Raw genomic sequence first — 24,178 nt, forward strand, 5'->3', positions numbered from 1 at the left:
GCCTGGCCGCCTTTTGCAGGACTTGCCGCACACTACCGCGCAGTCCTACTCCCGCCGATGCCGTGCTGGTAGCTATCGATATGTCGAAGCACCGTCAGGAGGTGCTGATCGAAAGCCCCGAAGGCGGGCGCCGACGGCGCATGACGGGACTGGTAGCGAACGCTCTTGCGATCAGCATCGATGACACGGCACGCCTACCGCTCGCTCATGCCGTGATGCGCCTCGAGATGCGCAACGGCTCTGCGCTGAGCAGCGGGCGTCACCAATTTTTTCCGAGAAGATCCCTCAACGCCGCGTTCTCAGCATCGCGTCCGCCAGCAACCGCTTCAGCTTCGCGTTCTCGTCCTCTAGCGACCGCAAGCGCTTCGTCTCGGACACTTCCAGGCCGCCACACCTGACCTTCCAGTTGTAGATCATCGCCTCCGATATGCCGTGTCGCCGCGCCAGATCGGCGGTCTTCACGCTCGCCTCCGCCTCCTTCAGCACACCGATGATCTGCTCTTCCGTGAACCTCGTGCGCTTCATCTCGTCCGTCTTCTCGATTAGGCCAGACTCTAATCGCAACTGGAGGAAATTACCCGGGCTAGGTCAAAGTCCGTCGCCGCCACCCTCACACGGCAAGCCAAGAAGGGTCGATCTCATTCAAGCCGAGCTCTGCTGCGGGCGGCGGGCAGGCGATGGCGCCCGGCGTGCGGCTGAAACGGGGCGCCGGCATCGGCTGCATCACGCCCGCTACTTCCCCGAACAGCCCGCGCGCCCGCGCATGGGCATGGGCCGCAGCCTCGTCGGGTGACAGGACCGGCGTCACGCATGCATCCTTGCTCCCAAAAACCTCCTCCCATTCGCGGCGCGTGCGGCTCGCGAAGATCTCGGCGAAACGCACCTTCATCGCGGGCCAGGCGGCGACATCATGTTGCCGGGGGAAAGTGGCCGGATCGATTTCCAGCCCTTCGATCAGCGCGGCATAGAATTTCGGCTCGATCGAACCCACCGCCATATGGTGGCCGTCCGACGTGGCGTAGACGTCGTAGAAGGGCGCCCCACTGTCGAGCAGGTTCGATCCGCGCTCGTCCCGCCAGCGGCCCATGGCGCGATAGCCGTGGATCATGGTGGCAAGCAGCGCGGCGCCTTCGGTCATCGCCGCATCGACGACCTGTCCCTGCCCGGAGCCGCGTGCTTCCAGCAGCGCGCAGACGATGCCATAGGCCATCAGCATCCCGCCGCCGCCCATGTCCGCCACCAGATTGAGGTTGGGTGACGGCGCCTCGTCCTTGCGGCCGCAGAGCCAGAGGCCGCCGGACATGGCGAAATAGTTGATGTCGTGGCCGGCAAGATGCGCCATCGGCCCGTCCTGCCCCCAGCCCGTCATGCGGGCATAGACGAGACGCGGATTGCGCGCATGACAGACGTCAGGCCCGAGACCGAGCCGCTCCATCACCCCGGGCCGATAGCCTTCGAGCAGCACGTCCGCCGCCTCGACCAGCGACAGCAAGGCGGCCACGCCGTCCGCTGTCTTGAGATCGAGGCAGATGCTCTCACGCCCGCGGTGCAGCAGGTTGCGCGAGGGATCGATCGGCGGGATCGCCGCCGGCGCGCCGGCGCGTTCGACGCGGAGCACGGTCGCGCCCATATCGGCCAGCATCATCGCGCAGAACGGCCCCGGTCCGACACCTGCAATCTCCAATATCCTGACGCCGACCAGCGGCCCGCTTCTCTGCACCGTCATATGGATTCCAACCCCAGTCCCCAAGTTTCCGTCATATCGCAGTACGATCGCCGCCCTTGAGGGCCAGCATCGCGCGCGCCTCTTCCGGCGTCGCGACGGAGAGCCCCAACCCTTCGATGATACGCCGTGCGGTCGCCACCTGCTCCGCATTGGTCTGCGCCAACCGCCCCGGCCCGGCCCAGAGCGAATCCTCCAGCCCGACGCGTACATTGCCGCCCATCGCAGCCGCCATCGCGACGATGCGCATCTGGCGCGCGCCGGCGCCGAGCACCGACCATTCATATTGATCGCCGAACAGCCGGTCTGCCGTCCGCTTCATGTGCATCACATCATCCGGATGGCTGCCGATGCCGCCCAATATGCCGAAGCAGGTCTGGACAAAGAGCGGCGGCTTGACGAGACCGCGCTCCAGGAAGTGCGCGAGATTGTAGAGATGGCTGGTATCGTAGCATTCGAACTCGAAGCGCGTGCCGAGCGGCGCCAGCAAGCCCAGCAGCCCCTCGATATCCTTGTAGCTGTTCTTGAAGACGAGATCGCGGGAGGCCTCGAGCAGCTGCGGCTCCCACGCATGCTTCCATTCGCTGTAGCGCTGCTGCATCGGGAAGAGGCCGAAGCCCATCGTACCCATGTTGAGCGAGGCAACCTCGGGCTGGAAGTGCGTGGCGGGGCGCAGCCGCTCCTCCAGCCTCATCGAGGGATGGCCGCCGGTGGTGAGGTTGATCACCGCATCGCAGCGCTGCTTGATCACCTTCAGGAAAGGCTCGAATAGGTCGGGATCCTGGTCGGGCCGGCCATCGACAGGATTGCGGGCGTGGAGATGGATGATCGCCGCGCCCGCCTCCGCTGCGCCGATCGCCGCCTCGGCTATTTCCTCGGCGGTGACGGGCAAGTGCGGCGACATGGTCGGCGTGTGGATCGCGCCGGTGACAGCGCAGGAAATGATGACTTTGCCTTTGGCCAAGACCTTCCCCTTTCACAGCGGTGGCGGGATTTACGCGGCGGATCGAAAGGGGCGCGGAACCGCCGCGCGAAACGGGTCTACCCCGTCCGCCAGCCGATCGCCCATGTTCGAAAGTCCGCCGGAACCCTCACCAAGATTATAATGCAGCATATCATATATATACGAACTTAATTTGCAATCGCTGAACCGCTCCGGTCAGGCATTGGCCAGTTCCTTGAGCGGACAGGAGGCATCGGCGAGCAGCTCCGGCGCGATCACCGCGCCGGCTTCGACCAGCTTCCGGCCTTGGGCATAGTCCTTGACGGCATTGACGCAATCGAGCGCGATCAGCTGGCCGCGCCTGAGATAGGCGACGGTGAAGCTGCGCGTCGCGGGATCGCCGCGGAGCACCGTCCGATCATGCTGGGCGGAAATGCCCACCGTCTGCAGGCGCAGGTCATATTGATTCGACCAGAACCAGGGGAGCGCCACGTAGGGCGCCGGGGCGCCGGCAATGGCCTTTGCGGCAGAGGCGGCCTGATCATTGGCATTCTGCACGGATTCGAGGCGGATCACCGCATCTTCGGCGAAGCGATTGGCATGGGCGGCGCAATCGCCGATCGCATAGACGTGCGACAGACTCGTCCGGCAATGGTCGTCGACATGGACGCCGTTGCCCCCTTCGGCGCCGGCGGCGAGCAAGGGCGCGACCGCAGGCACGATGCCGATGCCGACGATGGCGAGTTGCGCCGGCACGAATGTCTCATCGGTCAGGCGTACGCCCTCGATGCGGTCCCTCCCCTCGAAGGCGACGACGCCAACGCCGGTACGCAGATCGACGCCGTGCCGGCGATGCTCCGCTTCGAAGAAGGCCGAAAGATCGGGGCCTGCAACACGTGCCAGCACCCGCGGCAATACCTCCAGCAGGGTTACGTCCTTGCCCATGGCGCGCAATGCCGCCGCCGCCTCCAGCCCGATGTAGCCGCCGCCGATGACAGCGACTCTCTCCACGCAGGGCAGTTCTGCCAGGATCGCATCGATATTGGCACGATCGCGGATCGCGTGCACGCCGGCAAGCTCGCTGCCCGGGCAATCGAGCATGCGCGGATCGCCCCCGGCCGACCAGATCAGATCGCCGAAACCGACGATACGGCCGTCACGCAGCGACACCGTCCTCGCACCGGCATCGAGCGCGACCACTTCCGCGCCTAGGATCATCTCGACCCCCTTCTCGGCCCAGAAATCCGGGGGGCGGATCAGCAGCCGCTCGAACGGCTTCTGGCCCAGCATATAGTCTTTGGAAAGCGGCGGCCGCTCATAGGGCAGCTCCGCCTCCCGCCCGATGATCGCGATCGTGCCCGAAAATCCGTTCTGGCGGAGCAACACGGCGGCGCTGCTGCCGCCCTGCCCTGCTCCGACGATCACGACATCATAGGTCATCGTCCACCCTCCTCTGCGCGTCTTGCCACGCCCGTCCGGCTCCAGCCGCCGTCCGGTTTCCGTAGGATCGCGCCACCGCATGGATTGCATTGCCATTCCATTGTGATAGTAGGTTCCTTATAGTTCGGTAGCATATTATACACTTCGGAGCGGATGGAAATGGCTTTGATCAAGGCGTGCGATCTCGCCGATCTGGAAGAAGGCGAAATCCTGAAGGCGGATCTCGAGGGACAGCCGTCCATCGCCCTGTACAGGATCGACGGCGAGGTGTTCGCCACCCACGACACCTGCACCCATGGCGAAGCCAGCCTCTCCGAGGACGGCTATATCGAGGACGGCCAGGTGATCTGCAGCTGGCACGACGGCGCATTCGACATCCGCACCGGCCAGCCCTGCCGCCTGCCCTGCATGGATCCGATCCTTACCTTCCCAATCGAAATCCGCGATGGTGAGGTATTCATCGACCTGTAGGGAAATCTTCCGGCAGGCTATCCGGTTCATCCCAAGATCATCGTCCCCGCAGAAGCGGGGACCATCTCCCTCTATCGGCAATGCCCCTGCTTTCTTAGGGATAGCGAAAAAGGACGGATGATGTTCTAAGAGAGGAGGAAATCATGTGATTGTACGCCCAACTCTCTCCTGTTGCTAGACCTATCTCGATCGGCACCTGGCTCAGGCTGGCACGAATACCAGTCGTCTCTGGGTGAATTCCTCCAGGCCCGCCTGTCCCAGTTCCTGTCCCATGCCCGATTGCTTCGCCCCGCCCATCGGCACGAAGGGATTGATGTTCATGTGGGAATTGATCCAGACCATGCCGGTCTCCATCCGGCTCGCCACCGCCAGCGCCCGGGCGGTGTCGCCGGCCCAGACGGTGCCACCCAGCCCTTGATCGGTATCGTTGGCCCGCGCGATCGCGTCGTCGACATCGCTGTAGCGCAAAACCGGCAGCACCGGGCCGAACTGCTCCTCGCGGACGATGCGGGCATCGTCGTCGATATCCCGTACGATCGCCGGCCGGATGAAATAGCCGGGCCGATCCAGCGTCTCGCCGCCGATCACGGTGCCGCGCTCGGTCGCTTCCGCGATCATCTCGCGCACCTTGTCATACTGCGCCTTGTTCTGCAGGGGGCCATATTGCGCGCCCTGCTGCGTACCCTCGTCGACCACCGCCAGCTTGGCAAGCGCAGCGAGTTCGTCGCAGATCGCGTCATATTGGGAGTCGTGCACATAGGCGCGCTTGATCGCGAGGCAGACCTGGCCGCTGTTGACCATCGCGCCTTCGAACAGGCTTTTCGCGACGCTCTTTGGATCGACGTCGTCGAGCACGATGGCGGCATCGTTGCCACCAAGCTCCAGCGTGATCCGCTTGAGCAGGCTGGACGCGCTCGCCATCACCTTCCTGCCCGTCGCGGTCGACCCGGTGAACGACACTTTCGCAATATCGGGATGCGCAGTCAGCACTCCACCCAGATCATTGGCGTCGGCGATCATGTTGAACACGCCCGCCGGAAGATACCGATTGAACATCTCAGCGATGCGCAACGATACCAGCGGCGTAGTCGGCGCCGGCTTCGCCACCACCGTATTGCCGGCGAGCAGCGCCGCGGGCGCCTTCACCATGAGCAGCGAGATGGGGAAATTCCACGGCATGATGGTGGCGACCACGCCGAGCGGATAACGCTGCTCGACGAAGCGGCCGCCGGCACCCTCCTGCACCGTGCGATCGGGCAGATCGAGGCCTGCCAGCGCGCGCAGGATGAACGCCGATCCGCTGATCTCCTCCATCGCCTTGTCGAGCGGCTTGCCCTGCTCCGCGGTGAGAAGCCTGCTCAATTCCTCGAGCCGCGCCTCCATCTCCTCCGCGACCTTGATGATATGTGCGCGGCGATCGGCGATCGGCAGCGCAGCCCAGGCGGGGAAGGCCGCCTTGGCCGCAGCCACCGCCGCGTTGAGCTGCGCCTCGTCCGCGCGCGGACACTCCGCGACCGGCGCCTCGGTGGCGGGATTGATGACCGGCATGCTCCGCACGCCGGCCACCAGCTCCCCGCCGATGACGAGATGAAAGGGTGCCATCCTTTTCCTCCCGGATCAGAAGTGGACGCCGACCGACATGCCGTAGGTGCGGCCGGCGGCGGGCACGCCTTCGTCGCCGGTGCCATTCTCGTTGAGCGACAGCAGATACTTCTTGTTGGTGAGGTTGCGCACCCAGCCACGCAGGTTCCAGCGCTCGCCCGGCGCCGTCCAGACGACCTGCGCGTTGAACAGGCTGAAGCTCGGCTGCTTCAGGCGATTGTCCACCGCCCAATAATAGCCGCTGTTATAGGCCCAGCTGACATTGGAGCGGAGCTTGCCGCCGGCGAGATCCACTTCATGGTTGAGCGCTAGATTGAACGCGAAGTTCGGCGTATTGACCAGCTTGTTGCCCGACGCCGAACAGAAGAACTGTCCGCTGTAGAGCGGATTGCTGCAGCTCGGGAAAACATAGTTGCCGATGCCGGGCGTATATCCGGCATAGGATGGCGCGCCTGCCGGCTGATTCAGGAAAGAGACGGTCGCGACCGGAAAGGATCCATAGCGATGGTGCAGCCACGCACCGCTGCCGCTCAGCGAGAAGCCCGCACCGATCTCCGCCTGGAAATCGAAATCGACACCGTAGATCTTTGCGGACGCCGCATTGGTCAGCGTCGTGCTCGCCCCGTTCACCTGGAACGCCTGAATATTCTGATATTTATAATAGAACCCCGCGAGATTCAGGCGAATGCGGTCGAACAGGGTCGATTTGATACCGATCTCGCCCGCATCGAGCGTTTCCGGTTGCGCCGGGGCATCGGTGGGAGAGGTGAGATTATAGACGCCGCTCTTGAACCCGCGACTATAGCTTGCATAGACCATGAGATGCGGGCCGAATTGATGATCGAGCGCGATCCGCCAGGTCGGCTTGCGGAAGGTCTTCTTCTGGTCGACCGTTCCGATCGGATACAGAGTGCCGTCCGGCCGGCAGCCGACATTGCAATAGGCATCCGGATCCGGAATGCCGATGCCGAAATATTCGTCGGCATGCAGCCGACGCTCGTCGATCGTGTAGCGGGCACCAAGCGTCAGGTTGGTGCCCGTGGCGAACTCCCACGTGACCTGGCCGAAGGCGGCGTAGGATTTGGTCTTCTGCTGCGAATAGATGACCAGCCGATCGGAAAGCCCGCCCGTCTCCCCGGCGATGGCCTGGCCGACGATCTGGAACGGATCATATTCGCTGGTGGCGTTCATGTAGAAGAAGCCGGCAATGGCTTTCACCGGACCGCTATCGTACGCGATCTGCAGTTCGTTCGTCCATTGCTTCTCACGATTATAGAGCGGCGCATCCACGATCTTGAGCGGAGTCGCATCGACATCGACCCGCTGGAAACCCTTGGACCCACGATAGGCGAGAATATTGGTGAGCGTGAAATCGCCGAGACCCTGCTCGAATTTTGCCGATCCGCCGAACATACGGGTGTCGATGACCGGGTTGAATTCGCTTTCCGAATCATAATAGCCATTGCCCTTGGCGGTGAACTGGGCATAGCCGGTGCCATCGACGAGCTGGGAGGTCGGAACGGGCCGATAGGAGATCGCATAGGATCCTCGTGTCCGTCCATAATCTCCCGCAAGGGTGAGTTTGGTTTCGGGCCCGATCTCCCAGAGAATCTTGCTGCGCACGATGATATCACGCGACTTGTTTACGTCCGTACCGATGACCCGATTATAGCCGAATCCCTTGTCCTGATTGCGATAATAGACAGCGAGGTCGGCAGCGAGGCCATGCGCGAGGCCACCGGTTGCGTAGAGATTGCCCTCCATCGTCTGGAGGTTGCCATAGCCCATCGACGCATCGAGCGAAAAATCCTGCTTCGGCGTCTTGGTGATCACATTGACCGCACCGCCGGTCGCGTTGCGGCCATAAAGGGTGCCCTGAGGCCCCTTCAGCACCTCGATCCGCTCGATATTGTTGAGCGCGAAGGTGGCGCCGGCCATGGACGGCATATAGACGCCATCGACGAAGGTTGCGACGGCGCTGTCCTGGCCGGTCGAGCCGCCCTGCGTGCCGATGCCGCGCAGTGTGAAGACCGTCGCCTCTGTGGTACGGGTGACGTTGAGACCCGCCACCGACTGGGCGAGATCCTGAGTCGAACGAATGCCCGACTGGGCCAAAGCCTGCGCCGGTACCGCCGAAATGGCGATCGGCACCTTCTGAAGATTTTCCGCACGCTTCTGTGCGGTGACGACAATGTCTTGAATTCCTGTATCATTATCCTGCGCGAAAGCAGGCATGGCGGCGATCGCAACGCACAACGATGCCGAGGCGAGCAGCACGGTTTTCAACATGGGCATCCTCCCATTCTCCCCGATGTAATTGCCGTAGCTTTCAGCCGCGAACTGGCGTATTGTCAACCGAATAATAATAAGCGTCATTACGATAATGCCCCCTGCGGCATTTTCGCCACGGGGCGGATGGGAGAGAGGCATGACGGTGGAGGCCGAACTCGATTTTCATATGGATATCAAAGGATTGGGTAACAATCTGGTCGATCGGCTGGATGCCTTGCGCGCTGTTGACCCGATCTATTGGAGCGCACTCAACCAGGCCTGGCTGGTCACCGGGCACAAGGAAGTGCTCGACGGCTATTATGGCCGGCTCCCGCTGTCGTCCGTGCGGCTCCCCTATCTCGCGGTGGCGCATCTGAATGCCGAGGAGCGGGCGCAGATCCCCGAGGTGATGAGCGCGCCGCGCCATTGGCTGCTCAACATGGACGGCGACGAGCATCACCGGATCCGGCGCCTCATCCAGAAGGCGTTCGGCAAGCCAGTGGTCGGGGCGATTCGGCCCGACGTCCAGCGCTACGTCCAAGAGACGCTGGATGCGGTCGCGATGGTGGACGGCCCGGTCGATTTCGTCGAAGAGGTCGCCCGGATCATTCCCGCGCGCATGATCCTGAAGGTCCTTGGCTTCGACGACACGCTGATCGCGCGCCTCCAGCACTGGTCGATCTGCATGAATACCACGGGCAATCTCAACGTGCCTCTCCCCGATCTCATCGAAGTGGACAAGGTGATCGGCGAATTGCGCGACCTCTTCAATCCGATGTTCGAGGAACGTCGGCGAAATCCAGGCAACGACTTCATCTCCGCTTTGGTGACGGCGGTGGACGAAGGCGACACGCTGACCGACGAGGAGATGTTCGGCGTCTGCCAGATCACCCTCATCGCCGGTCACGACACAACCGTGAACACCATGGCGCTCGGCATCGCCGAGCTGGCGCGTGATCCCGCCGCAGTGGCGACGCTGCGCGCCGATCCGGCATTCGGGACCGACAAGGTGATGGAGATCCAGCGCAAAGCGCAAATGTCCACCTTCATGTCGCGCGTCGTGGCCGAGGATTTCGACTGGAACGGCCATAAGCTCAGCAAGGGGCAGTTCGTTCTGCTCTGCCAGGGCGCGGCCAACCGCGACCCGGCCGTCTTCGCCCAACCCGACCGGTTCGATTTTGCGCGCAGCCAACAGGCCAACATGGCCTTTGCACCAGGGCTGCACCATTGCATCGGCCATCTGCTCGCCAAGATGGTGCTGGGCGAGTTCTTTCCTGCCTTCGTCAACCGCTTCGATTTCGAGTTGGTCGACGAACGGCTCGATTTCTCGCCCACCATGGCGTTTCGCGGGCTGGAGGCGCTGCCGATCCGGCTGACCGAGCGCAAGCCGCACTGAGGAGCCCGACCATGCACCCCCATCAGGTACCGGACTGGGCGCTCGCGCGTAGTGCGGCAATGAACCGCTTTCCGCCGCTCGCCGCGAGTCGCGCCGCGGTGATCGTGGTCGACATGCAGGCGGCCTTCGTCGGCGAAACAGCCGCCTTTCCCAATCCGAACACGCTCGACATCGTACCCAATATCAACCGGCTCTGTCAGGCAGCGCGCACGGCGGGAGCCGCGATCTGCTGGTCGCGCCATACCGTCGTCGGCGACGGGCCCGGCCGCCAGCCGGACTGGCAGCGCTTCGAAGGCAGCCTTTCAAGCTTCAGCGCACCACATCTGCGTGCGGGCGCGCCGGGCCATGCTCTTTACGCCGGGCTCGACGCGGCAGCCCATGATCTGGTGTTCGACAAATATCGCTTCAGCTGCTTCGTCAATGCGGCCATCGACCTCGACGGCTGGCTGCGTACCCGCGGCGTCGAGGATATCTTCGTGGTCGGCACGATCAGCAATTGCTGCTGCGAAAGCACTGCGCGTGATGCCGCGATGCGCGATTATCGGGTCCGCTTCTTGTCCGATGCCACCGCGGCACTCACCGACGAGGAGCATGCCGCCGCGCTGCTCAGCGCCGCGGCGATCGTCGGCGAGGTGATCACCACCGACATGGTGATCGCGCAGTTCGCGGCCAGCCACGCTTCCCTTTCCGAAGGAGTATGACATCCATGAAGATCCGGGCTGCCGTTGCGCGCGAAGCGCATGGCGAATTCACCGTGGAAGACATCGAGCTGGTCGAGCCGCGGCCCGACGAGATATTGGTCAGGCTCGTTGCGACCGGGATCTGCCACACCGATCTCGCCATCGTCGAGCAGATCATGCCACTGCCTCTCCCCTATGTGCTGGGGCATGAGGGCGCGGGCATCGTAGAGCGGGTCGGCGATTCGGTCAGCGGCTTCGCGCCGGGCGATCCTGTCGTCCTCACCTTCAACACCTGCGGCACATGCGCGCCGTGCATCGACGCGCATCCCGCCTATTGCCAGAATTATCCGTTGCTCAACTTCTACACCCGGCGCCCGGACGGATCGGCGACGCTGCAGGACGCAGCCGGCGCACCACTCGGTGGCGCCTTTTTCGGCCAATCCAGCTTCGCGACCTATGCGCTGTCCAGCACACGCAACACGATCAAGGTACGCAAGGACGCGCCGCTCGCCCTGCTCGGCCCGCTCGGCTGCGGCCTCTCGACCGGCGCAGGAACGGTGATCAACGTGCTGAAGCCCGATGCCAGCACGACCATCGCGGTTTTTGGTACGGGCGCGGTCGGCATGTCGGCGCTGATGGCGGCCAAGGCGATCGGAGCGGGCCGGATCGTTGCGATCGACCGGGTGGAAAGCCGCCTCGCCTTGGCGCGCGAGCTGGGCGCGACCGACACGATAGACACGTCGAAACAGGATCTCGGCGAAACACTGCAGGCGATCGGTGGCGTCGAACAGGCGATCGACACGTCGGGCGTGCCCGCGCTGATCGCCGCCGCGGTGGCCGCGCTGAAGGAACGCGGCACCTGCGTCCTGCTCGGCGCATCGAAGGACCCGATGGTGACGCTCAACATCCTGCCGCTGATCAGTGGACGGGTGATCCGCGGCGTGGTCAACGGGGATTGCGATCCGGCCGTGCTGATCCCGCAGCTCGTCGACTGGTATCTGGAGGGCAAATTCCCGGTCGACAGGCTGTCCGCCTTCTACGCGCTGGACGAGATCAACAAGGCGGTGGCCGATTCCAACTCGGGCAAGACGATCAAACCCATCATCCTGTTCGAGGCGGCATGATGGGGAGCTTTTCCGGAAAGCGCATCCTGGTGACGGGCGCCGGGCGCGGCATCGGGCGGGCCATCGCCCTCGCCTTTGCCACGGAGGGCGCCGATCTCATCCTCGCCGCACGCTCGACCGGGGAACTCGATGAGGTGGCGGGCGAGGCCCGCGCGCTGGGCCGCAAGGCCGACGTGGTGCCGACCGATCTGGCCGATCGATCCGCCGTCGAGGCGCTGGCGGCGCACGCGCTGGAAACGGGCGGCGTCGACGTCATGGTGAGCAACGCCGCCTTCTCGCCCACGCCCTCGCCGCTGCTCGATCTGCCGATGGAGACATGGCTCAAGACCTTCCAGGTCAATGTCGGTGCGGCTCTGATCCTGGTCAAGGCGCTGGCTGCCGACATGACCGCGCGGCCGGGCGCCAACATCATCATCGTCTCCTCGATCCGCGGGCTCGGCGGCACGCCGTTCGGCGGCGCCTACGGCTCGTCCAAGGCGGCGCTCAACCAGATGGTGAAGACGCTGGCCTGCGAGCTCGGCCCGCAGGGCGTGCGGGTCAATGCCATCCTGCCGGGGCCGGTGCTCACCCAGATGACCACCGATTACCTGCCCGACGACAAGGCGCTGTTCGACTATTATGGAGACATCGCGCCGATCAAGGGATGGACGAAGGCGGAGGACATGGTGGCGCCGGCGCTGTTCCTGGCGGGATCCGGCGCGCGCAAGGTGACGGGGCACCTGCTGATCGTCGACGGCGGCCTTTCCGCCACCAACCAGGACGCCTTTCCGCCGCCGAAGCTGGTTGCGGGATGAACCGATACGCGCCGCGGCGATGCTGCGGCGCGCATCCGGTCAATCGGCGACGTAATTCTTCCAGCCCGTCGCGAGATAAGTCTGAAAGGCCGGCCCGACCGCCTGTTGCGCAAGATAGTCGCGTGTCACCGGGAACGTCTTCGACACGAATTCCGGCTCCTCGATCGCGCGGCGCGCCATGTCGTGGTGCAGGATCGCGCCGCGGCCGAAGAAGACGAAATCCGCGCCGCTATCGAGGCAATCCTGCGCATCCTTCGAAGAGAAGATATGACCGGCGACGCCGAGTCGCACGCCGCCGCTGCGCGGAAGCCGGCCGAAGACGTCGACCAGACGGGCGGGATGATAGCCGCTCTCGTCCGGAAGCTTGAAGCTGTCCCACAGGGACATGTCGAGATAATCGAGCTGTCCGCCGCCGAGCAACTCTTCCGCAAAAGCGATCGCCTCATCGGTCGAATAGGCATATTTCTCCGGTGACAACCGGACACCGAGCTGGAAGTCCGCCCCGGTGGCGGCACGGATGCCGTCGATGATCTCGCGATAGATGCGCGTGCGGTTGCGATAGGAGCCGCCATAACCGTCGTCGCGGTTATTCTCTTCTGCATTGAGGAACTGGCAGAGCATATAGCCATGAGCGCCGTGCAGCTCGACGCCGTCGATCCCTGCCCGTTCGCAGCGCACCGCGGCCGCGACGAAATCCCGCACGAGTTGCTCGACCTCCGCCGTCGTCAGCGCGCGGACGTTGCGCTTCGCATAAGCGAAAGGCGACACCGCCTGCTCACCGCTGATCTCCGGATTGCCGCGCGAGCCGGCATGCTGGAGCTGCACCGCCGAAGCGGCGCCGCGGGCCCTCAATCCGGCGGCCAGCCGCGCCAGCCCCTCGACGTGATCGTCGGAATAGACCGCAAGCTGGCCGGGGAAAGAGACGCCGCTCTTCTGCACTGCCGCCGCGCAGGTCATCACCAGGCCGAAGCCGCCCTCGGCCCGGCGCGTCAGAAAGCGATATTCGTCATCGCCCAACGTGCCGTCATCATGGCTCTGCCAATTGGTGAGCGGCGCGAGGGCGATGCGGTTGCGCCATCCCGGCCCTCGTGGAAATGCGATCGGATCGGCTAGGCTGACGGACACGTGGCAACTCTCCGCTTGTTGGAACGATAATATAGTAATCTAGCGAACTAGTTTCTGGCAAATGCGATTCGAAAGACGCGCGCATCACCGCCCCGTCCAGTTCGGCTTGCGCTTCTCGGCGAAGGCGCGTGGGCCTTCCCTGGCATCCTCGCTGGCGCGCCAGGCGACGAATTCGGGATAGTCCTTCTGGTGGCGCATCGCGCTTTCGACGCTCGGCTCGGCAAGCCCGCGCGTCACCACCGCCTTGGACGTCCGCACGGCGACGGGCGAGGCGCGCACGATGTCGTCCACCCAACGCTGCGTGGCCGCCGCCAGATCCGCAGCCGGCACGACCTCGTTGACGAAGCCCATACGCAACCCCTCCTCCGCACCGATGCGCCGCGAGGCGAGGATCGCGCCCATGGCCTGCTTGAGTGGCATCTGCCGCGCCAGCCGATGCAGGCCGCCGCCCAGCGCCACCGCGCCGACCAGCGGCTCGGGCAGGCCGAAACTGGCTCTGTCCGACGCAACGATGATGTCGCAGGCCAGCGCGACCTCAAAACCGCCGCCAAGCGCGACGCCGTTGACTGCCGCGATGAACGGCTTGGGACAATCAAAACGCTCGATCAGGCCGGCATAGCCGTTGCGCGGATAGGCGGCCGGAATGCCGCCCGCCGCGGCCGCCTTCAGATCCGATCCCGCGCAGAAGGCACGATCGCCCGCGCCCGTCACGACGCAAGCGAACTGGTCGGGATCGGCCGCGAAGGCATCGAATGCCGCCTGCAGCTCGTGGTGCATCTCGATATTGATCGCGTTCATCACCTCCGGGCGATTAAGCGTGATGGTGGTGACGGGCCCCGCATGGTCGACGGTGATGAACTGCATGATCGGCTCCTCTCGCGATCGGACTGGAAACAGGCTCAACCGGGGGCGCCGGCGGTCCGCCGCCCGTGGCACGACGCGGCTCATGGCGACACCCCGTCCCCACACAGATCGACGATTTCCCGGCATAGCCACAACAGACCCGGATCCTTGTCGAACCGTCGATGCCAGGTGAGCGCAATCGGGGATTGGCGCAGGGCGAAGGGCAGCGGCGACAGCTGCAGCGCATAGGGCGCCGCCAGCCGCAGCGCGAGGCGGGCCGGCAGCACCGCGATCAGGTCGCTGCGATCCAGGAGCGCGGGCACGAGCAGGAAGCTGCCCACCGTCATCGCGATATCGCGGCTGACGCCGTGAAGCCCGAGCTCGCGATCGACATAACCCGGCTCGCCCGACGGGGCGACGTTGAGATGGCGCCGGGCCAGGAACGCCTTGCGCGACAGCGGAAGCGGAAAGGCCGGATGGCCCGCGCGGGCGACGCAGACATGGTCTTCCCCGAAGATCGCCAGGCTCGCCAGATGCTGCGGCGGATCGACCGGCGGATTGCCGACGAACAGATCGATCTCGCCGTCCTCGATCCGGCCGACGCAGGCGCGCGCATGCAGCGGGATCACGGTCACAACGATACCGGGCGCGCTGCGTTCCAGCCGCGCGGCGAGCTCCGGCATCAGGATATAGGCCATATAGTCGGTCATCCCGATGCGGAAGCGATCGGTGGACTGCGCCGGATCGAAGCTGTCCTCCGGGTACAGCGCCTGCTGAATCTCGCCCAGCGCGTTCCGGATACGAGGGGCGATCGCCTGCGCATGAGCGGTGGGCACCATCCCTTGCGGCGTGCGCAGGAACAGCGGATCACCGACCAGATGGCGCAGCCGGCCCAGGGCATGGCTGACGGCTGACTGGGTGAGATGCACGCGCCGCGCGGCACCTGACACGCTCTGCTCGGCCAGGATCGCCTCGAACACGACGAGCAGGTTGAGATCGATCGCGGACAGATTGACTTCGCGCATGGCCGTATGACGAGGCCTTTCCCCTCCCGGTCCCATCGGGGTCCTTCGCGACACTGGCATAGTGGACAGATACATACAATCATCTAAATTACTATTTGCCTCCATATTATTCTGATGCATTCGCAGAATGACGAATGATCATTGGCGTTCACGGCGACGCCCGGCCTAGCCTCCCCAACGGAGAGCAAGCCGAGCCGGATCGCCCGGCATCGGGCCATCCAAAAGGAGAGGACGCCATGGCGACATCCATCGCCACGCCTGCGACCGCGGACATCCGGGCAGAGGATCCCGCCGCGATCGTGGATCTCCCGCTGACGCGGAAATTCTCCTTCGAGCGCGACGCGTTGGAAGAGATCCAGCTGCGCGCCCTGCAGTTGCGCTTCGCGGCGCTGGCCGACCGCGTCCCGGTGCTCGCCCGCTTCGCCGAGGAGCAGAAGCTCTCCCGCATCGAGCGGCTGGAAGATGGCGCGCTGCTTCTGTTCCCCCACACGATGTACAAATCCTATCCGCTGTCCGCGATGGAGAAGGGCCGCTTCGACCAGCTCACCCGCTGGCTCGGCACGCTCACCGCGATCGATCTCGGCGGAGTGGATTGCGCCGGGCTGGAGACCATCGACGCCTGGATCGACCGGCTCGACGCCGAGACGGAGCTGCGCCTGCGCCATTCCTCCGGTACCACCGGCAAGCTCTCCTTCGTGCCGCAAAGCCGCGCCGAGGCGATCACGTCGATCAAGGGTATCAAGCGCAGCTTCGAAAGTTTCGGCGACGAGGACGGCCCGCACACGCATGACGGCATCGATCTCGGCGAGCTGCCGCTGATCGCCTTCGGCTACCGCCATGGCTCGCAAAGCTTCCCGCGATCGATCCAGGCGATCGTCGACTATTATTATGGCGGCGACGAAAGCCGGGTGCTCTGCCTCGATCCCAGCCGGATCAGCGCCGACATGGCCTCGCTGGCCGGCCGGCTGGAGGGCGCGCAGGCACGCGGCGCCGTGGGCCGCATCCAGCTTTCGCCGGGGCTGATGGCGCAGCGCGAGCGCTTCCTGCGCGAACAGGAGGAGGCGCCCCGCCATCGTGAGGCCTTCTTCGATGCGCTCGCCACGCGCTATCGCGGGGCCCGCGTCGTGCTGAAGGGTGTGCTGCCGCCGACCGTCGAAGCCATGTGCGCCGGCGTCGCCCGGGGGCTCGAGGGCCTGTTCGCGCCCGACAGCATCTTCTTCATGGCAGGCGGCGACAAGGGCCGCGCCCTGCCCCCCGGCTATCGCGAGCAGGTGGAGCGCTTCACCGGCCTTCCCTTTCCGCCGCAGGGTTACGGCATGTCCGAAGCAGCCTCCGCGATCACCCGCATGTGCCCGCGCGGTCATTATCATATCGTGCCGAACCTCATTCCTTATCTGATCGATCCCGATAGCGGCGCGATCCTGCCGCGGCTTGGGCGCGCGACCGGGCGGCTGGGCATCTTCGACATCGCCTGCGAGACACGCTGGGGAGGCTTCCTGACCGGCGACGAAGTGATGCTGGACTTCGGCGACGAGACGCCGTGCCGCTGCGGGCGCAGGGGCAGCTACATTGCCGGCCCGATCCGCCGCTACGGCGCGCTGCGGGGCGGCGACGACAAGATCACATGTGCCGGCGCTCCCGGCCTGCACGACCGCGCGCTCGCCTTCATCGGCGCGGCTTCGGCCTAGGAGGAAATGATGGGCTTCCATGTTCCGCTGATCATCCGCGGCCGCATCGTCGAGGGCGACACGCTGCGCTTCGCCATGCGCCGCGACGGCGCCGCGTTCGAAACGCCCGACGTGCGCCGGCACATCCACGCGCTGCCGCTCGCCGATCCGGCCGACCTCGCCGACATCCACGCGCTCAGCACCGAGGAGATCATCGCCTTCCTCGCCGCGCTGGGCCGCGAGCTGCGACTCGACCGCAATCCCCATCTACAGGAAGCCTATGCGCTTTCGGTGCGCTCCTCGGGGCTCACCGGCGGCATCGTCCGCCATCTCTATGCGACGCTGGGCGACCTCTTCTCCGCTGCCTTCATCCGCGAGCTCGCCGACAATGCGATCGGCATAGACTATCTGGACGGCTGGGTGCCCCGGCCGATGGCGAACGGCTGCGTCTGCAACATACGCGCCTTCGGCGCCCGGGCCGTGCATGTGCTGGCCGGCAACGTCCCGATGCCGTCCGCGCTCGGCATCATCCGCAACGCGATCACGCGCAGCGACGCGATCTTCAAGACGCCGTCCAACGATCCCGCTACCGCGGCCGCCATCGCCCGCACCATGATCGCTATGGACCCCGACCATCCGGTGACGCGGCATCTCTCGATCGCCTATTGGAAGGGCGGCGACGAAGCGGTGGAAGCCGAACTCTATCGCCCCGACCGGATCGAGAAGATCATCGCCTGGGGCGGTCAGGCCTCGATCACCCACATCGCGCGCTATATCCAGCCGGGCATCGACCTGATCACCATGGATCCCAAGCTCTCCTCCTCGATCGTCGGCCGCGAGGCCTTTGCCGACGATCGATCCATGCACGACGCCGCGGTGAGACTCGCCCTCGACATCGCCTATTTCAACCAGCAGGCCTGCGCCAATTCGCGCGTCACCTATGTCGAGACGGGTACCGATGCCGCCGGCCTTGCCGCCGCGAACCGTTTCGGCACCCTGTTGTTCGACGCCATCCAGGCACTGCCGGAGACGTGCAGCGCCGCCGCCCCGCTGGATACCGCGCTCGCCGAGGAAGTGCAGGCGCTGCGCCTGGCGAGCTTCGATCACAAGGTGATCGGCGGCGGCGCCGAAGGCGCGGTGATCCTCTCCCAGATCGACGAGCCCGTCGATTTCGCGCCGCTACTGAACAACCGCGTCGCCAATCTGGTGCCGATCGACGATCTCGATATCGCGGTGCGGTCCGTCACCTCCTACACCCAGTCGATCGGCATCTATCCCGACGCGCTCAAGGAAAGGCTGCGCGACCGGCTGGTATTCAACGGCGCGCAGCGGCTCGTCTCGCTCGGCTATGCCTGCAAGGCTGCGATGGCTGGCCCGCATGACGGCATGGAGCCGCTCCGCCGCATGTGCAAATGGATCAGCGACGAAAGCAACGATCCCTCCGTCGTGCCCCTCCTCTCCTCCCCGAAAGCGACAACCGACGCCCAGCCGCGAAATGAATTTGCATAAGCACGCGCATTACAATACGTACACGTACATTAATGTAGCGGACGATACGATTCGTTACAAAATCCACGGAGGGGAGAAATATGACGCTTCGTCGTACGTGTTGCCTATTGGCGTCCACGATTGCATTGGCCCTGATACAACCGGCTTTCGCGCAGACTTCACCGGCTCCGGCGCAATCCGAGGCCGATGAAGGCAATGGTCTCGCAGATATTGTCGTCACTGCGCAGAAACGCGGCGAAAATCTCCAGAATGTTCCGATCGCGATTTCGGCGGTTACTGCAGACATCGCCCAGAAAGCCGGCATATCCGGACCCGAACAACTCACCCAGCTCATGCCTGGCGTCACCTTCACTCGCCAGGCCCAGGGCGGCGTTCCCTTCATCCGCGGGATTGGCACCACCTCGTCCTTCGTCGGCAACGAGCCGTCGGTCGCGCTGTTCGTCGACGACGTCTATCTCGTCTCGGGCAACGCGGCTGTCTTCGATTTCAACAATATCTCCGCCGTCGAAGTGCTCAAGGGCCCGCAGGGAACGCTGTTCGGCCGCAATGCGACCGGCGGCGTCATCCACGTCAAGACGCGTAACCCGACCTACGATACCAAGGTGGACGCCAATATCGGCTACGCCAATTACGACACCGTCACCGGCCAGCTCTACGGATCGACCGGCCTTACCAAAAATGTCGCGGTGAACATTGCAGCCTTCTACACCGACCAGCGCGACGGCTGGGGCAAGAACTATGCTTCGACGCACCAATCGACGCTGACAGGTGCTTCCGTCCCGGTGACGCCGGGCAAGAGCGACGCCTATACGAACAAATCCTATGGCGTGCGCGGCAAGCTGCTGTGGGAGCCGACCGACGACACCACCGTGCTGCTGTCGGGCATGTATGCCTATCGCAAGTCCGACATGGGCTTCGCCAATCGCGTCGTGCCCGGAACCAAGGGACGCGGCGGCTATGATCCGGTGGCGGGCGCCGGCCTGCCCGACAGGAATGGTGACGGCAAGGGCGATCCGATCGGATTCTACGATACGGTCGACAATATCAACCGGCCCTACACGGTGAAGTTCGCGCAATATAGCGGCAAGATCGTTCAGGATTTCGGCCCTGTCACGCTCACCAGCATCACCGCGTACAGCCGGCTGCGCGTCAATGCGCCGCTCGATCTGGACGCATCCCCCCAGAATTTCCTCAATTCCTACAACCAATATGGCGCGAACACCTTCACCCAGGAACTGCAACTCGCCGCACCGAACGGCAACAAGTTCCAATGGATCGTCGGCGCCTTCTACATGCACGACAAGACCTTCTTCCTCGGTCGCTATTCGGGTCTCGCCATCACCGGCGCGCCCTTCACCACGCCCGACGGCCCGATCCTCGCCGGCGTGCCCAAATATCAGACGGGCGACGATCGGATGCGGACCAATTCCTATTCGGCCTTCGCGCAGGGCACCTATCCGATCTTCAAGGAAACCAACCTGACGCTCGGCATCCGCTACACCTCGGATCACCGCGCGAGCTATGGCGGCGAAGGCGGCTTCTACAGCCTCGACACGGGTCAGGTGCTGAGCGCCAACGGCTATATGGCGTTCAACGGCCCGTTCCGCGATGCGGCGACATTCAACGCGGTCACCGGGCGCGTCGCCGTCGATCATCATTTCAGCGACGATCTGATGATCTATGCCGCCTATAATCGCGGTTTCAAAAGCGGCGTCTACAATCTCGCAGGCTATTCTACGTCAGTAACGGCACCATTGCCTCCGGTGAAGCCCGAGACGATCGACGCTTTCACCGCCGGCTTCAAGAGCGAGTTCTTCGATCGGATGGTGCGCCTGAACGTCGAGGGATATTATTATAAATACAAGAATATCCAGGTTCAGAACAACCGGTCCGACGGCGGCGGCACGATCTTCGTCAATGGCGGCGCCGCGACGATCAAGGGCATCGACGTCGATCTCACCGTCGCGCCGGTCCGCCGCCTGACGCTGACCGCCGCGGTGAACGTGCAGAAGGGCACCTATGACGATTTCGCCAACGGGCCGACCTTCTTCCTGACCGGGCCCAACGCCCCCGCGGCCGGCCAGGCGGTGGTCCCGTCCTATTGCTCGAACCTGTCGGCTTATCCGGTTTCGACGAGCCCGGAGGTGCAGATCATCGCACCGCTGGTCAACGGCAAGCCGCTGGCCGGCGCCGCGACTTGCAATCTCAGCGGCAAGAAGACGGTGCTGACCCCACCCTTCACTTTGTCGCTCTCGGCCGACTATCTGCTACCGACTCCGATCGGCGACTTCGATTTCACCGCTTCCTGGCTGCACACCGGCAATTATTATTTCGAGCCGGACAATCTCTACCTCACCCGGCAGCCGATCTACGACGTGGTCAACGCCTCGCTGCGCTGGACCAGCCTGAAGCGCGGCATGGACGTCCGCCTGTGGGTCAACAACCTGCTCAAGGAAAAATACTACGCCTACATCGCCAATGGCGGCACATCCGGCACCAAGGGCGCGCCTGCCGCGCCTCGCACCTTCGGCCTCACCATGGGGCTGCATTTCTAAAGGGGAGAGCGGGTGCCGCCCTGCCACGGAGCAGCGGCGGGACGGCACCCCCTGTCGGACGCCAATGGTCATGTCGGGAGATTGCGAACGAAAAGGAGGCCCGCGTGGCGACCATTTCTGCCGACCGCCCCGAAGACTGGATCGAGCTGCCCCAAGCAGAGATCTACGCCATCCCCCTCGCCGACCAGCAGCGGCTCCAGCGCGAGGCGCTGCGCGGGCGCTTCGCCCAGCTGGTCGACCGCATCCCGATGCTGCGCCAGCTCGCGCAGGAACAGCATATCATCGAGATAACCGAGATCGCCGACATCGCACCCCTGCTGGTGCCGCATTCGGCGCTGAAATCCTATCCGATGTCCTTCCTCGAAAACGGCCGGTTCGATCGGCTGACGCAATGGCTGGACGGTTTCACCGCCTATGACCTCTCGGGCGTGGACGCGCGCGGCTGCGACAGCATTGACGACTGGCTCGACCTGCTCGACGCTCGCACCGACGTCCGGGTGATGCATTCCACCGGCACGTCCGGCAAACTCTCCTTCCTGCCGCGCGGCATTCCCGAAATGCACAAGATGGTCAGCGGCCAGCGTCGGCAGTTCGACCCCTGGCCCGGCGAGCGGCCGCTGCTCGGCGTGCCGATCGAGGCGGCACCCGTGATCTACACCCAGTATCGCCACGGTGGCATGGCGCAGCACCGGCTGCTCCCCTTCCTGCGCGACGCGCTGTTCGGCGGCGACGAAGATATGATCATCGCCACCAATCCGACGCGCTTCTCGGCAGACGTCGCCTCGATCAGCGGCCGCCTGCGCGTCGCGGAATCGCGCGGCGAAGCCGGCATGCTGAAGATCGCGCCGCGCCTGATGGAGCGGCGCGAGGCCTTCCTCAGGGACCAGGCCCGCTCAGGCGAGCATTGGGATGCCTTCTTCGATCGCATTACCGGTCGCTGGACGGGACGGACCGTCTCGATCATGGGCCATGTACCGGCCCTCCATGTCCTCGCCCTGGAAGCCGGCAAGCGGGGCCTCTCCGGCCTTTTTGCGGCCGACAGCTTCGTCGCGGCGGGCGGCGGGATGAAGGGCCATGATCTGCCCGAGAGCTGGCGCGCCACGGTCGATCACGCGCTCGGCGGCGCGGCGCTGGTCGAAGGCTATGGCATGACCGAGATCGTCGCAGCCTCGCGTGCCTGCGGCAGCGGCCATTATCACATCCCTGCCTGGCACGTGCCGTTCCTGCTCGATCCGGCAAGTGGCGAGTCGCTGCCCCGCACCGGCACCGCCACCGGCCGCTATGGCGCGATCGACCTCAACGCCTCCACCTATTGGGCCGGCTTCCTGACCGGCGACGAGGTGACGCTGCACTGGGGCGATACGGAAAGCTGCGCCTGCGGGCGGATCGGCCCCTATCTCGACAAGACCATCCGCCGCTACACCGAGAAGGAGGGCGGCGACGACAAGATCACCTGCGCCGGCGCACCGGGCGCGCATGACCGGGCACTGGAATTCATCGTGGAAAACACAGGAGCGTCGGCATGACCGGCTATCGCGTTCCCCTGATCATTCGCGGCGAAATCATCGAGAGCGGCGAGACCGAGTTCGGCGGGCGCGATCCCGCCACCCGCTTCCGCGGCCCGGACGTGTTCGATCATCTCGGCAAGCTGCCGCTCTCCCCTCCCTCCGCGATCGCGGACCTGCACGCCCTCCCCTTCGAGGAGATACTCGATTATCTGGTAGAGCTCGGCGCCTGGCTGGATTTCGGCAAGAACGCGCATCTTCAGGAAGCGCTGGCGCTGACCTGCAAGACTTCGGGCCTCGGCGAACCGATCCTCCGCTCCGTCTACAAAAATCTCGGCAAGGTCTTCGATCGCGCAGAGATGCGGCAGATGGCCGACATATTGATCGGCATCCCCTTCCTGGAGGGATGGGTGCGGACGCGCAGCGAAGGCGCCTCGACCAGCTATGTGCGCGCCTTCGGCGCACGGGCCCTGCACGTCATCGCCGGCAACGTGCCGACCATCTCCGCGATCACCGTGATGCGCAACGCGATCGTCCGCAGCGACATGATCGTCAAGACGCCGTCCAACGATCCGCTGACCGCCGCCGCCATCGCCCGCACGATGATCGACATGGCGCCCGATCATCCGATCACCCGTCATATCAGCGTCGGCTATTGGAAGGGCGGCGACGAGCGGATCGAAAGCCGCCTCTACCAGCCGGCCGCCGTCGAGAAGATCGTCGCCTGGGGCGGGCTCGCCTCGGTCCGGCACATCAGCAAATATCTCCAGCCCGGCATCGATCTGATCACGCTGGATCCGAAGCTGTCGGCCACCATCATCGGCCGCGAGGCCTTTGCGGACGAGGCCACGATGCGGACCTGCGCGCGGCGCGCGGCGCTCGACGTCGCGGTCAACAATCAGCAGGCCTGCCTCAACGCCCGCGTCATCCATGTCGAGACGGGCACAGATGCCGCCGGCCTCGCCCGGGCGAACCGCTTCGGCGAATTGCTGTACGAGGCGATCCAGCTATTGCCGGTGACGCTCAGCAATCCCGTCGCCGCGCTCGATCCCGCGCTTGCGGAGGAGATGGAGGGGCTGCGCTTCGCCTCCGCCCTCTACCGCCGTATCGGCGGTGACGGGCGCGGCGGCGTGATCGTCTCGCAGATGGACGAGCCGGTCGAATTCTCGCGGCTGCTTTCGGGCCGCGTCGCCAATCTGGTGCCGGTCGACAGCCTCGATGCCGCGATCGGCGCGGTCACCGCCTGGACACAGACGATCGGCCTCTATCCCGACCGGCTGATGCACGAGATCCGCGATCGCCTCGCCATCCAGGGCGCGCAGCGGCTGGTGACGCTCGGCTGCGCCACCCGGCGGACCATCGCCGGCCCGCAAGACGGGATCGAGGTGCTGCGCCGCATGTGCAAATGGATCCTCAACGAAGTCCACAGCGACGATCCGACCGCGATCTGGCCCGACCGACAGCAGCCCGCGGCGGCCGCCTGACCTTCCCGCATCTCATCCAGG

The 24,178-nt window shown here is 64.7% G+C and carries 18 protein-coding genes and 1 pseudogene; 10 read left to right on the forward strand and 9 right to left on the reverse strand.

Features of this window, described 5'->3' with window-relative positions:
* Positions 1-128 precede the first annotated feature (128 nt).
* The 4 genes and pseudogenes from GQY20_RS21420 to GQY20_RS21435 form a co-directional block, all read right to left on the reverse strand.
* A pseudogene (locus GQY20_RS21420) lies at positions 129-525 on the reverse strand (transposase); the annotation flags it as partial.
* A gap of 85 nt (positions 526-610) precedes the next feature.
* Entirely contained in the window at positions 611-1,726 is a 1,116-nt protein-coding gene (locus GQY20_RS21425) for a CaiB/BaiF CoA transferase family protein (RefSeq protein ID WP_157219189.1), read from the reverse strand.
* A 31-nt stretch (positions 1,727-1,757) separates the two neighbouring features.
* Positions 1,758-2,687 carry a BKACE family enzyme gene (locus GQY20_RS21430; RefSeq protein WP_157219190.1) on the reverse strand — a complete coding sequence of 310 codons (930 nt, stop codon included), beginning with the start codon at positions 2,685-2,687 and terminating at the stop codon, positions 1,758-1,760.
* A gap of 195 nt (positions 2,688-2,882) precedes the next feature.
* Positions 2,883-4,106, reverse strand: coding sequence for an NAD(P)/FAD-dependent oxidoreductase (locus GQY20_RS21435; protein ID WP_157219191.1), 1,224 nt, complete (start codon positions 4,104-4,106; stop codon positions 2,883-2,885).
* A gap of 159 nt (positions 4,107-4,265) precedes the next feature.
* Between GQY20_RS21435 and GQY20_RS21440 the strand changes: the two genes are divergently transcribed.
* Positions 4,266-4,577 (forward strand): non-heme iron oxygenase ferredoxin subunit, encoded by a 312-nt coding sequence (locus GQY20_RS21440; protein WP_157219192.1) that lies wholly within the window; start codon positions 4,266-4,268, stop codon positions 4,575-4,577.
* Positions 4,578-4,778: 201 nt separating this feature from the next.
* Here GQY20_RS21440 and GQY20_RS21445 read toward each other — a convergent pair whose 3' ends face one another.
* Positions 4,779-6,179 (reverse strand): aldehyde dehydrogenase family protein, encoded by a 1,401-nt coding sequence (locus tag GQY20_RS21445; protein ID WP_157219193.1) that lies wholly within the window; start codon positions 6,177-6,179, stop codon positions 4,779-4,781.
* 15 nt (positions 6,180-6,194) lie between these two features.
* On the reverse strand, positions 6,195-8,474 hold the full coding sequence (locus GQY20_RS21450; protein WP_198351106.1) for a TonB-dependent receptor: 2,280 nt from the start codon (positions 8,472-8,474) through the stop codon (positions 6,195-6,197).
* A gap of 133 nt (positions 8,475-8,607) precedes the next feature.
* Between GQY20_RS21450 and GQY20_RS21455 the strand changes: the two genes are divergently transcribed.
* The 4 genes from GQY20_RS21455 to GQY20_RS21470 are packed head-to-tail and all read left to right on the forward strand — an operon-like array spanning position 8,608 to position 12,444.
* Positions 8,608-9,846 (forward strand): cytochrome P450, encoded by a 1,239-nt coding sequence (locus GQY20_RS21455; protein ID WP_198351107.1) that lies wholly within the window; start codon positions 8,608-8,610, stop codon positions 9,844-9,846.
* An 11-nt stretch (positions 9,847-9,857) separates the two neighbouring features.
* Positions 9,858-10,547, forward strand: coding sequence for a cysteine hydrolase family protein (locus tag GQY20_RS21460; protein ID WP_157219196.1), 690 nt, complete (start codon positions 9,858-9,860; stop codon positions 10,545-10,547).
* A gap of 5 nt (positions 10,548-10,552) precedes the next feature.
* Positions 10,553-11,650: an NAD(P)-dependent alcohol dehydrogenase gene (locus GQY20_RS21465; RefSeq protein ID WP_157219197.1), complete on the forward strand. Its 1,098-nt coding sequence runs from the start codon at positions 10,553-10,555 to the stop codon at positions 11,648-11,650.
* A complete protein-coding gene (locus GQY20_RS21470; protein ID WP_198351108.1) occupies positions 11,650-12,444 on the forward strand; it encodes an SDR family NAD(P)-dependent oxidoreductase in 795 nt (264 codons plus the stop codon). The genes GQY20_RS21465 and GQY20_RS21470 overlap by 1 nt, the downstream gene beginning before the upstream one ends.
* 39 nt (positions 12,445-12,483) lie before the next feature.
* Here the strand turns inward: GQY20_RS21470 and GQY20_RS21475 are convergent, their stop codons facing one another.
* From GQY20_RS21475 to GQY20_RS21485, 3 genes are all read right to left on the reverse strand, one after another.
* On the reverse strand, positions 12,484-13,569 hold the full coding sequence (locus GQY20_RS21475; protein ID WP_157219199.1) for an NADH:flavin oxidoreductase: 1,086 nt from the start codon (positions 13,567-13,569) through the stop codon (positions 12,484-12,486).
* Positions 13,570-13,653: 84 nt separating this feature from the next.
* The gene (locus GQY20_RS21480) at positions 13,654-14,433 is read right to left on the reverse strand and encodes an enoyl-CoA hydratase-related protein (protein ID WP_157219200.1); all 780 of its coding nucleotides are present in this window, start codon (positions 14,431-14,433) and stop codon (positions 13,654-13,656) included.
* Between the two features lie 80 nt (positions 14,434-14,513).
* Positions 14,514-15,437 carry a LysR family transcriptional regulator gene (locus GQY20_RS21485; protein WP_198351109.1) on the reverse strand — a complete coding sequence of 308 codons (924 nt, stop codon included), beginning with the start codon at positions 15,435-15,437 and terminating at the stop codon, positions 14,514-14,516.
* Positions 15,438-15,673: 236 nt separating this feature from the next.
* Here GQY20_RS21485 and GQY20_RS21490 point away from each other — a divergent pair, with 236 nt between their 5' ends.
* The 5 genes from GQY20_RS21490 to GQY20_RS21510 all read left to right on the forward strand — a co-directional run bounded on the left by GQY20_RS21490 (position 15,674) and on the right by GQY20_RS21510 (position 24,157).
* Positions 15,674-17,125, forward strand: coding sequence for a hypothetical protein (locus GQY20_RS21490; RefSeq protein ID WP_157219202.1), 1,452 nt, complete (start codon positions 15,674-15,676; stop codon positions 17,123-17,125).
* Between the two features lie 9 nt (positions 17,126-17,134).
* A complete protein-coding gene (locus GQY20_RS21495; RefSeq protein ID WP_157219327.1) occupies positions 17,135-18,613 on the forward strand; it encodes an acyl-CoA reductase in 1,479 nt (492 codons plus the stop codon).
* Positions 18,614-18,738: 125 nt separating this feature from the next.
* Positions 18,739-21,168: a TonB-dependent receptor gene (locus GQY20_RS21500; RefSeq protein ID WP_157219203.1), complete on the forward strand. Its 2,430-nt coding sequence runs from the start codon at positions 18,739-18,741 to the stop codon at positions 21,166-21,168.
* Between the two features lie 104 nt (positions 21,169-21,272).
* A complete protein-coding gene (locus GQY20_RS21505; protein WP_157219204.1) occupies positions 21,273-22,694 on the forward strand; it encodes a phenylacetate--CoA ligase family protein in 1,422 nt (473 codons plus the stop codon).
* Positions 22,691-24,157, forward strand: coding sequence for an acyl-CoA reductase (locus tag GQY20_RS21510; protein WP_157219205.1), 1,467 nt, complete (start codon positions 22,691-22,693; stop codon positions 24,155-24,157). The genes GQY20_RS21505 and GQY20_RS21510 overlap by 4 nt, the downstream gene beginning before the upstream one ends.
* Positions 24,158-24,178 lie beyond the last annotated feature (21 nt).

It is taken from the genome of Flavisphingomonas formosensis (assembly GCF_009755815.1).
Classification (GTDB): Bacteria; Pseudomonadota; Alphaproteobacteria; order Sphingomonadales; family Sphingomonadaceae; genus Flavisphingomonas; species Flavisphingomonas formosensis.

Coding starts and splice junctions, on each gene's coding strand:
- GQY20_RS21425 (WP_157219189.1), bottom strand. CDS start 1,726: ATGACGGTGCAGAGAAGCGGGCCGCTGGTCGGCGTCAGGATATTGGAG.
- GQY20_RS21435 (WP_157219191.1), bottom strand. CDS start 4,106: ATGACCTATGATGTCGTGATCGTCGGAGCAGGGCAGGGCGGCAGCAGC.
- GQY20_RS21440 (WP_157219192.1), top strand. CDS start 4,266: ATGGCTTTGATCAAGGCGTGCGATCTCGCCGATCTGGAAGAAGGCGAA.
- GQY20_RS21445 (WP_157219193.1), bottom strand. CDS start 6,179: ATGGCACCCTTTCATCTCGTCATCGGCGGGGAGCTGGTGGCCGGCGTG.
- GQY20_RS21450 (WP_198351106.1), bottom strand. CDS start 8,474: ATGCCCATGTTGAAAACCGTGCTGCTCGCCTCGGCATCGTTGTGCGTT.
- GQY20_RS21455 (WP_198351107.1), top strand. CDS start 8,608: ATGACGGTGGAGGCCGAACTCGATTTTCATATGGATATCAAAGGATTG.
- GQY20_RS21460 (WP_157219196.1), top strand. CDS start 9,858: ATGCACCCCCATCAGGTACCGGACTGGGCGCTCGCGCGTAGTGCGGCA.
- GQY20_RS21465 (WP_157219197.1), top strand. CDS start 10,553: ATGAAGATCCGGGCTGCCGTTGCGCGCGAAGCGCATGGCGAATTCACC.
- GQY20_RS21470 (WP_198351108.1), top strand. CDS start 11,650: ATGGGGAGCTTTTCCGGAAAGCGCATCCTGGTGACGGGCGCCGGGCGC.
- GQY20_RS21480 (WP_157219200.1), bottom strand. CDS start 14,433: ATGCAGTTCATCACCGTCGACCATGCGGGGCCCGTCACCACCATCACG.
- GQY20_RS21485 (WP_198351109.1), bottom strand. CDS start 15,437: ATGCGCGAAGTCAATCTGTCCGCGATCGATCTCAACCTGCTCGTCGTG.
- GQY20_RS21490 (WP_157219202.1), top strand. CDS start 15,674: ATGGCGACATCCATCGCCACGCCTGCGACCGCGGACATCCGGGCAGAG.
- GQY20_RS21495 (WP_157219327.1), top strand. CDS start 17,135: ATGGGCTTCCATGTTCCGCTGATCATCCGCGGCCGCATCGTCGAGGGC.
- GQY20_RS21510 (WP_157219205.1), top strand. CDS start 22,691: ATGACCGGCTATCGCGTTCCCCTGATCATTCGCGGCGAAATCATCGAG.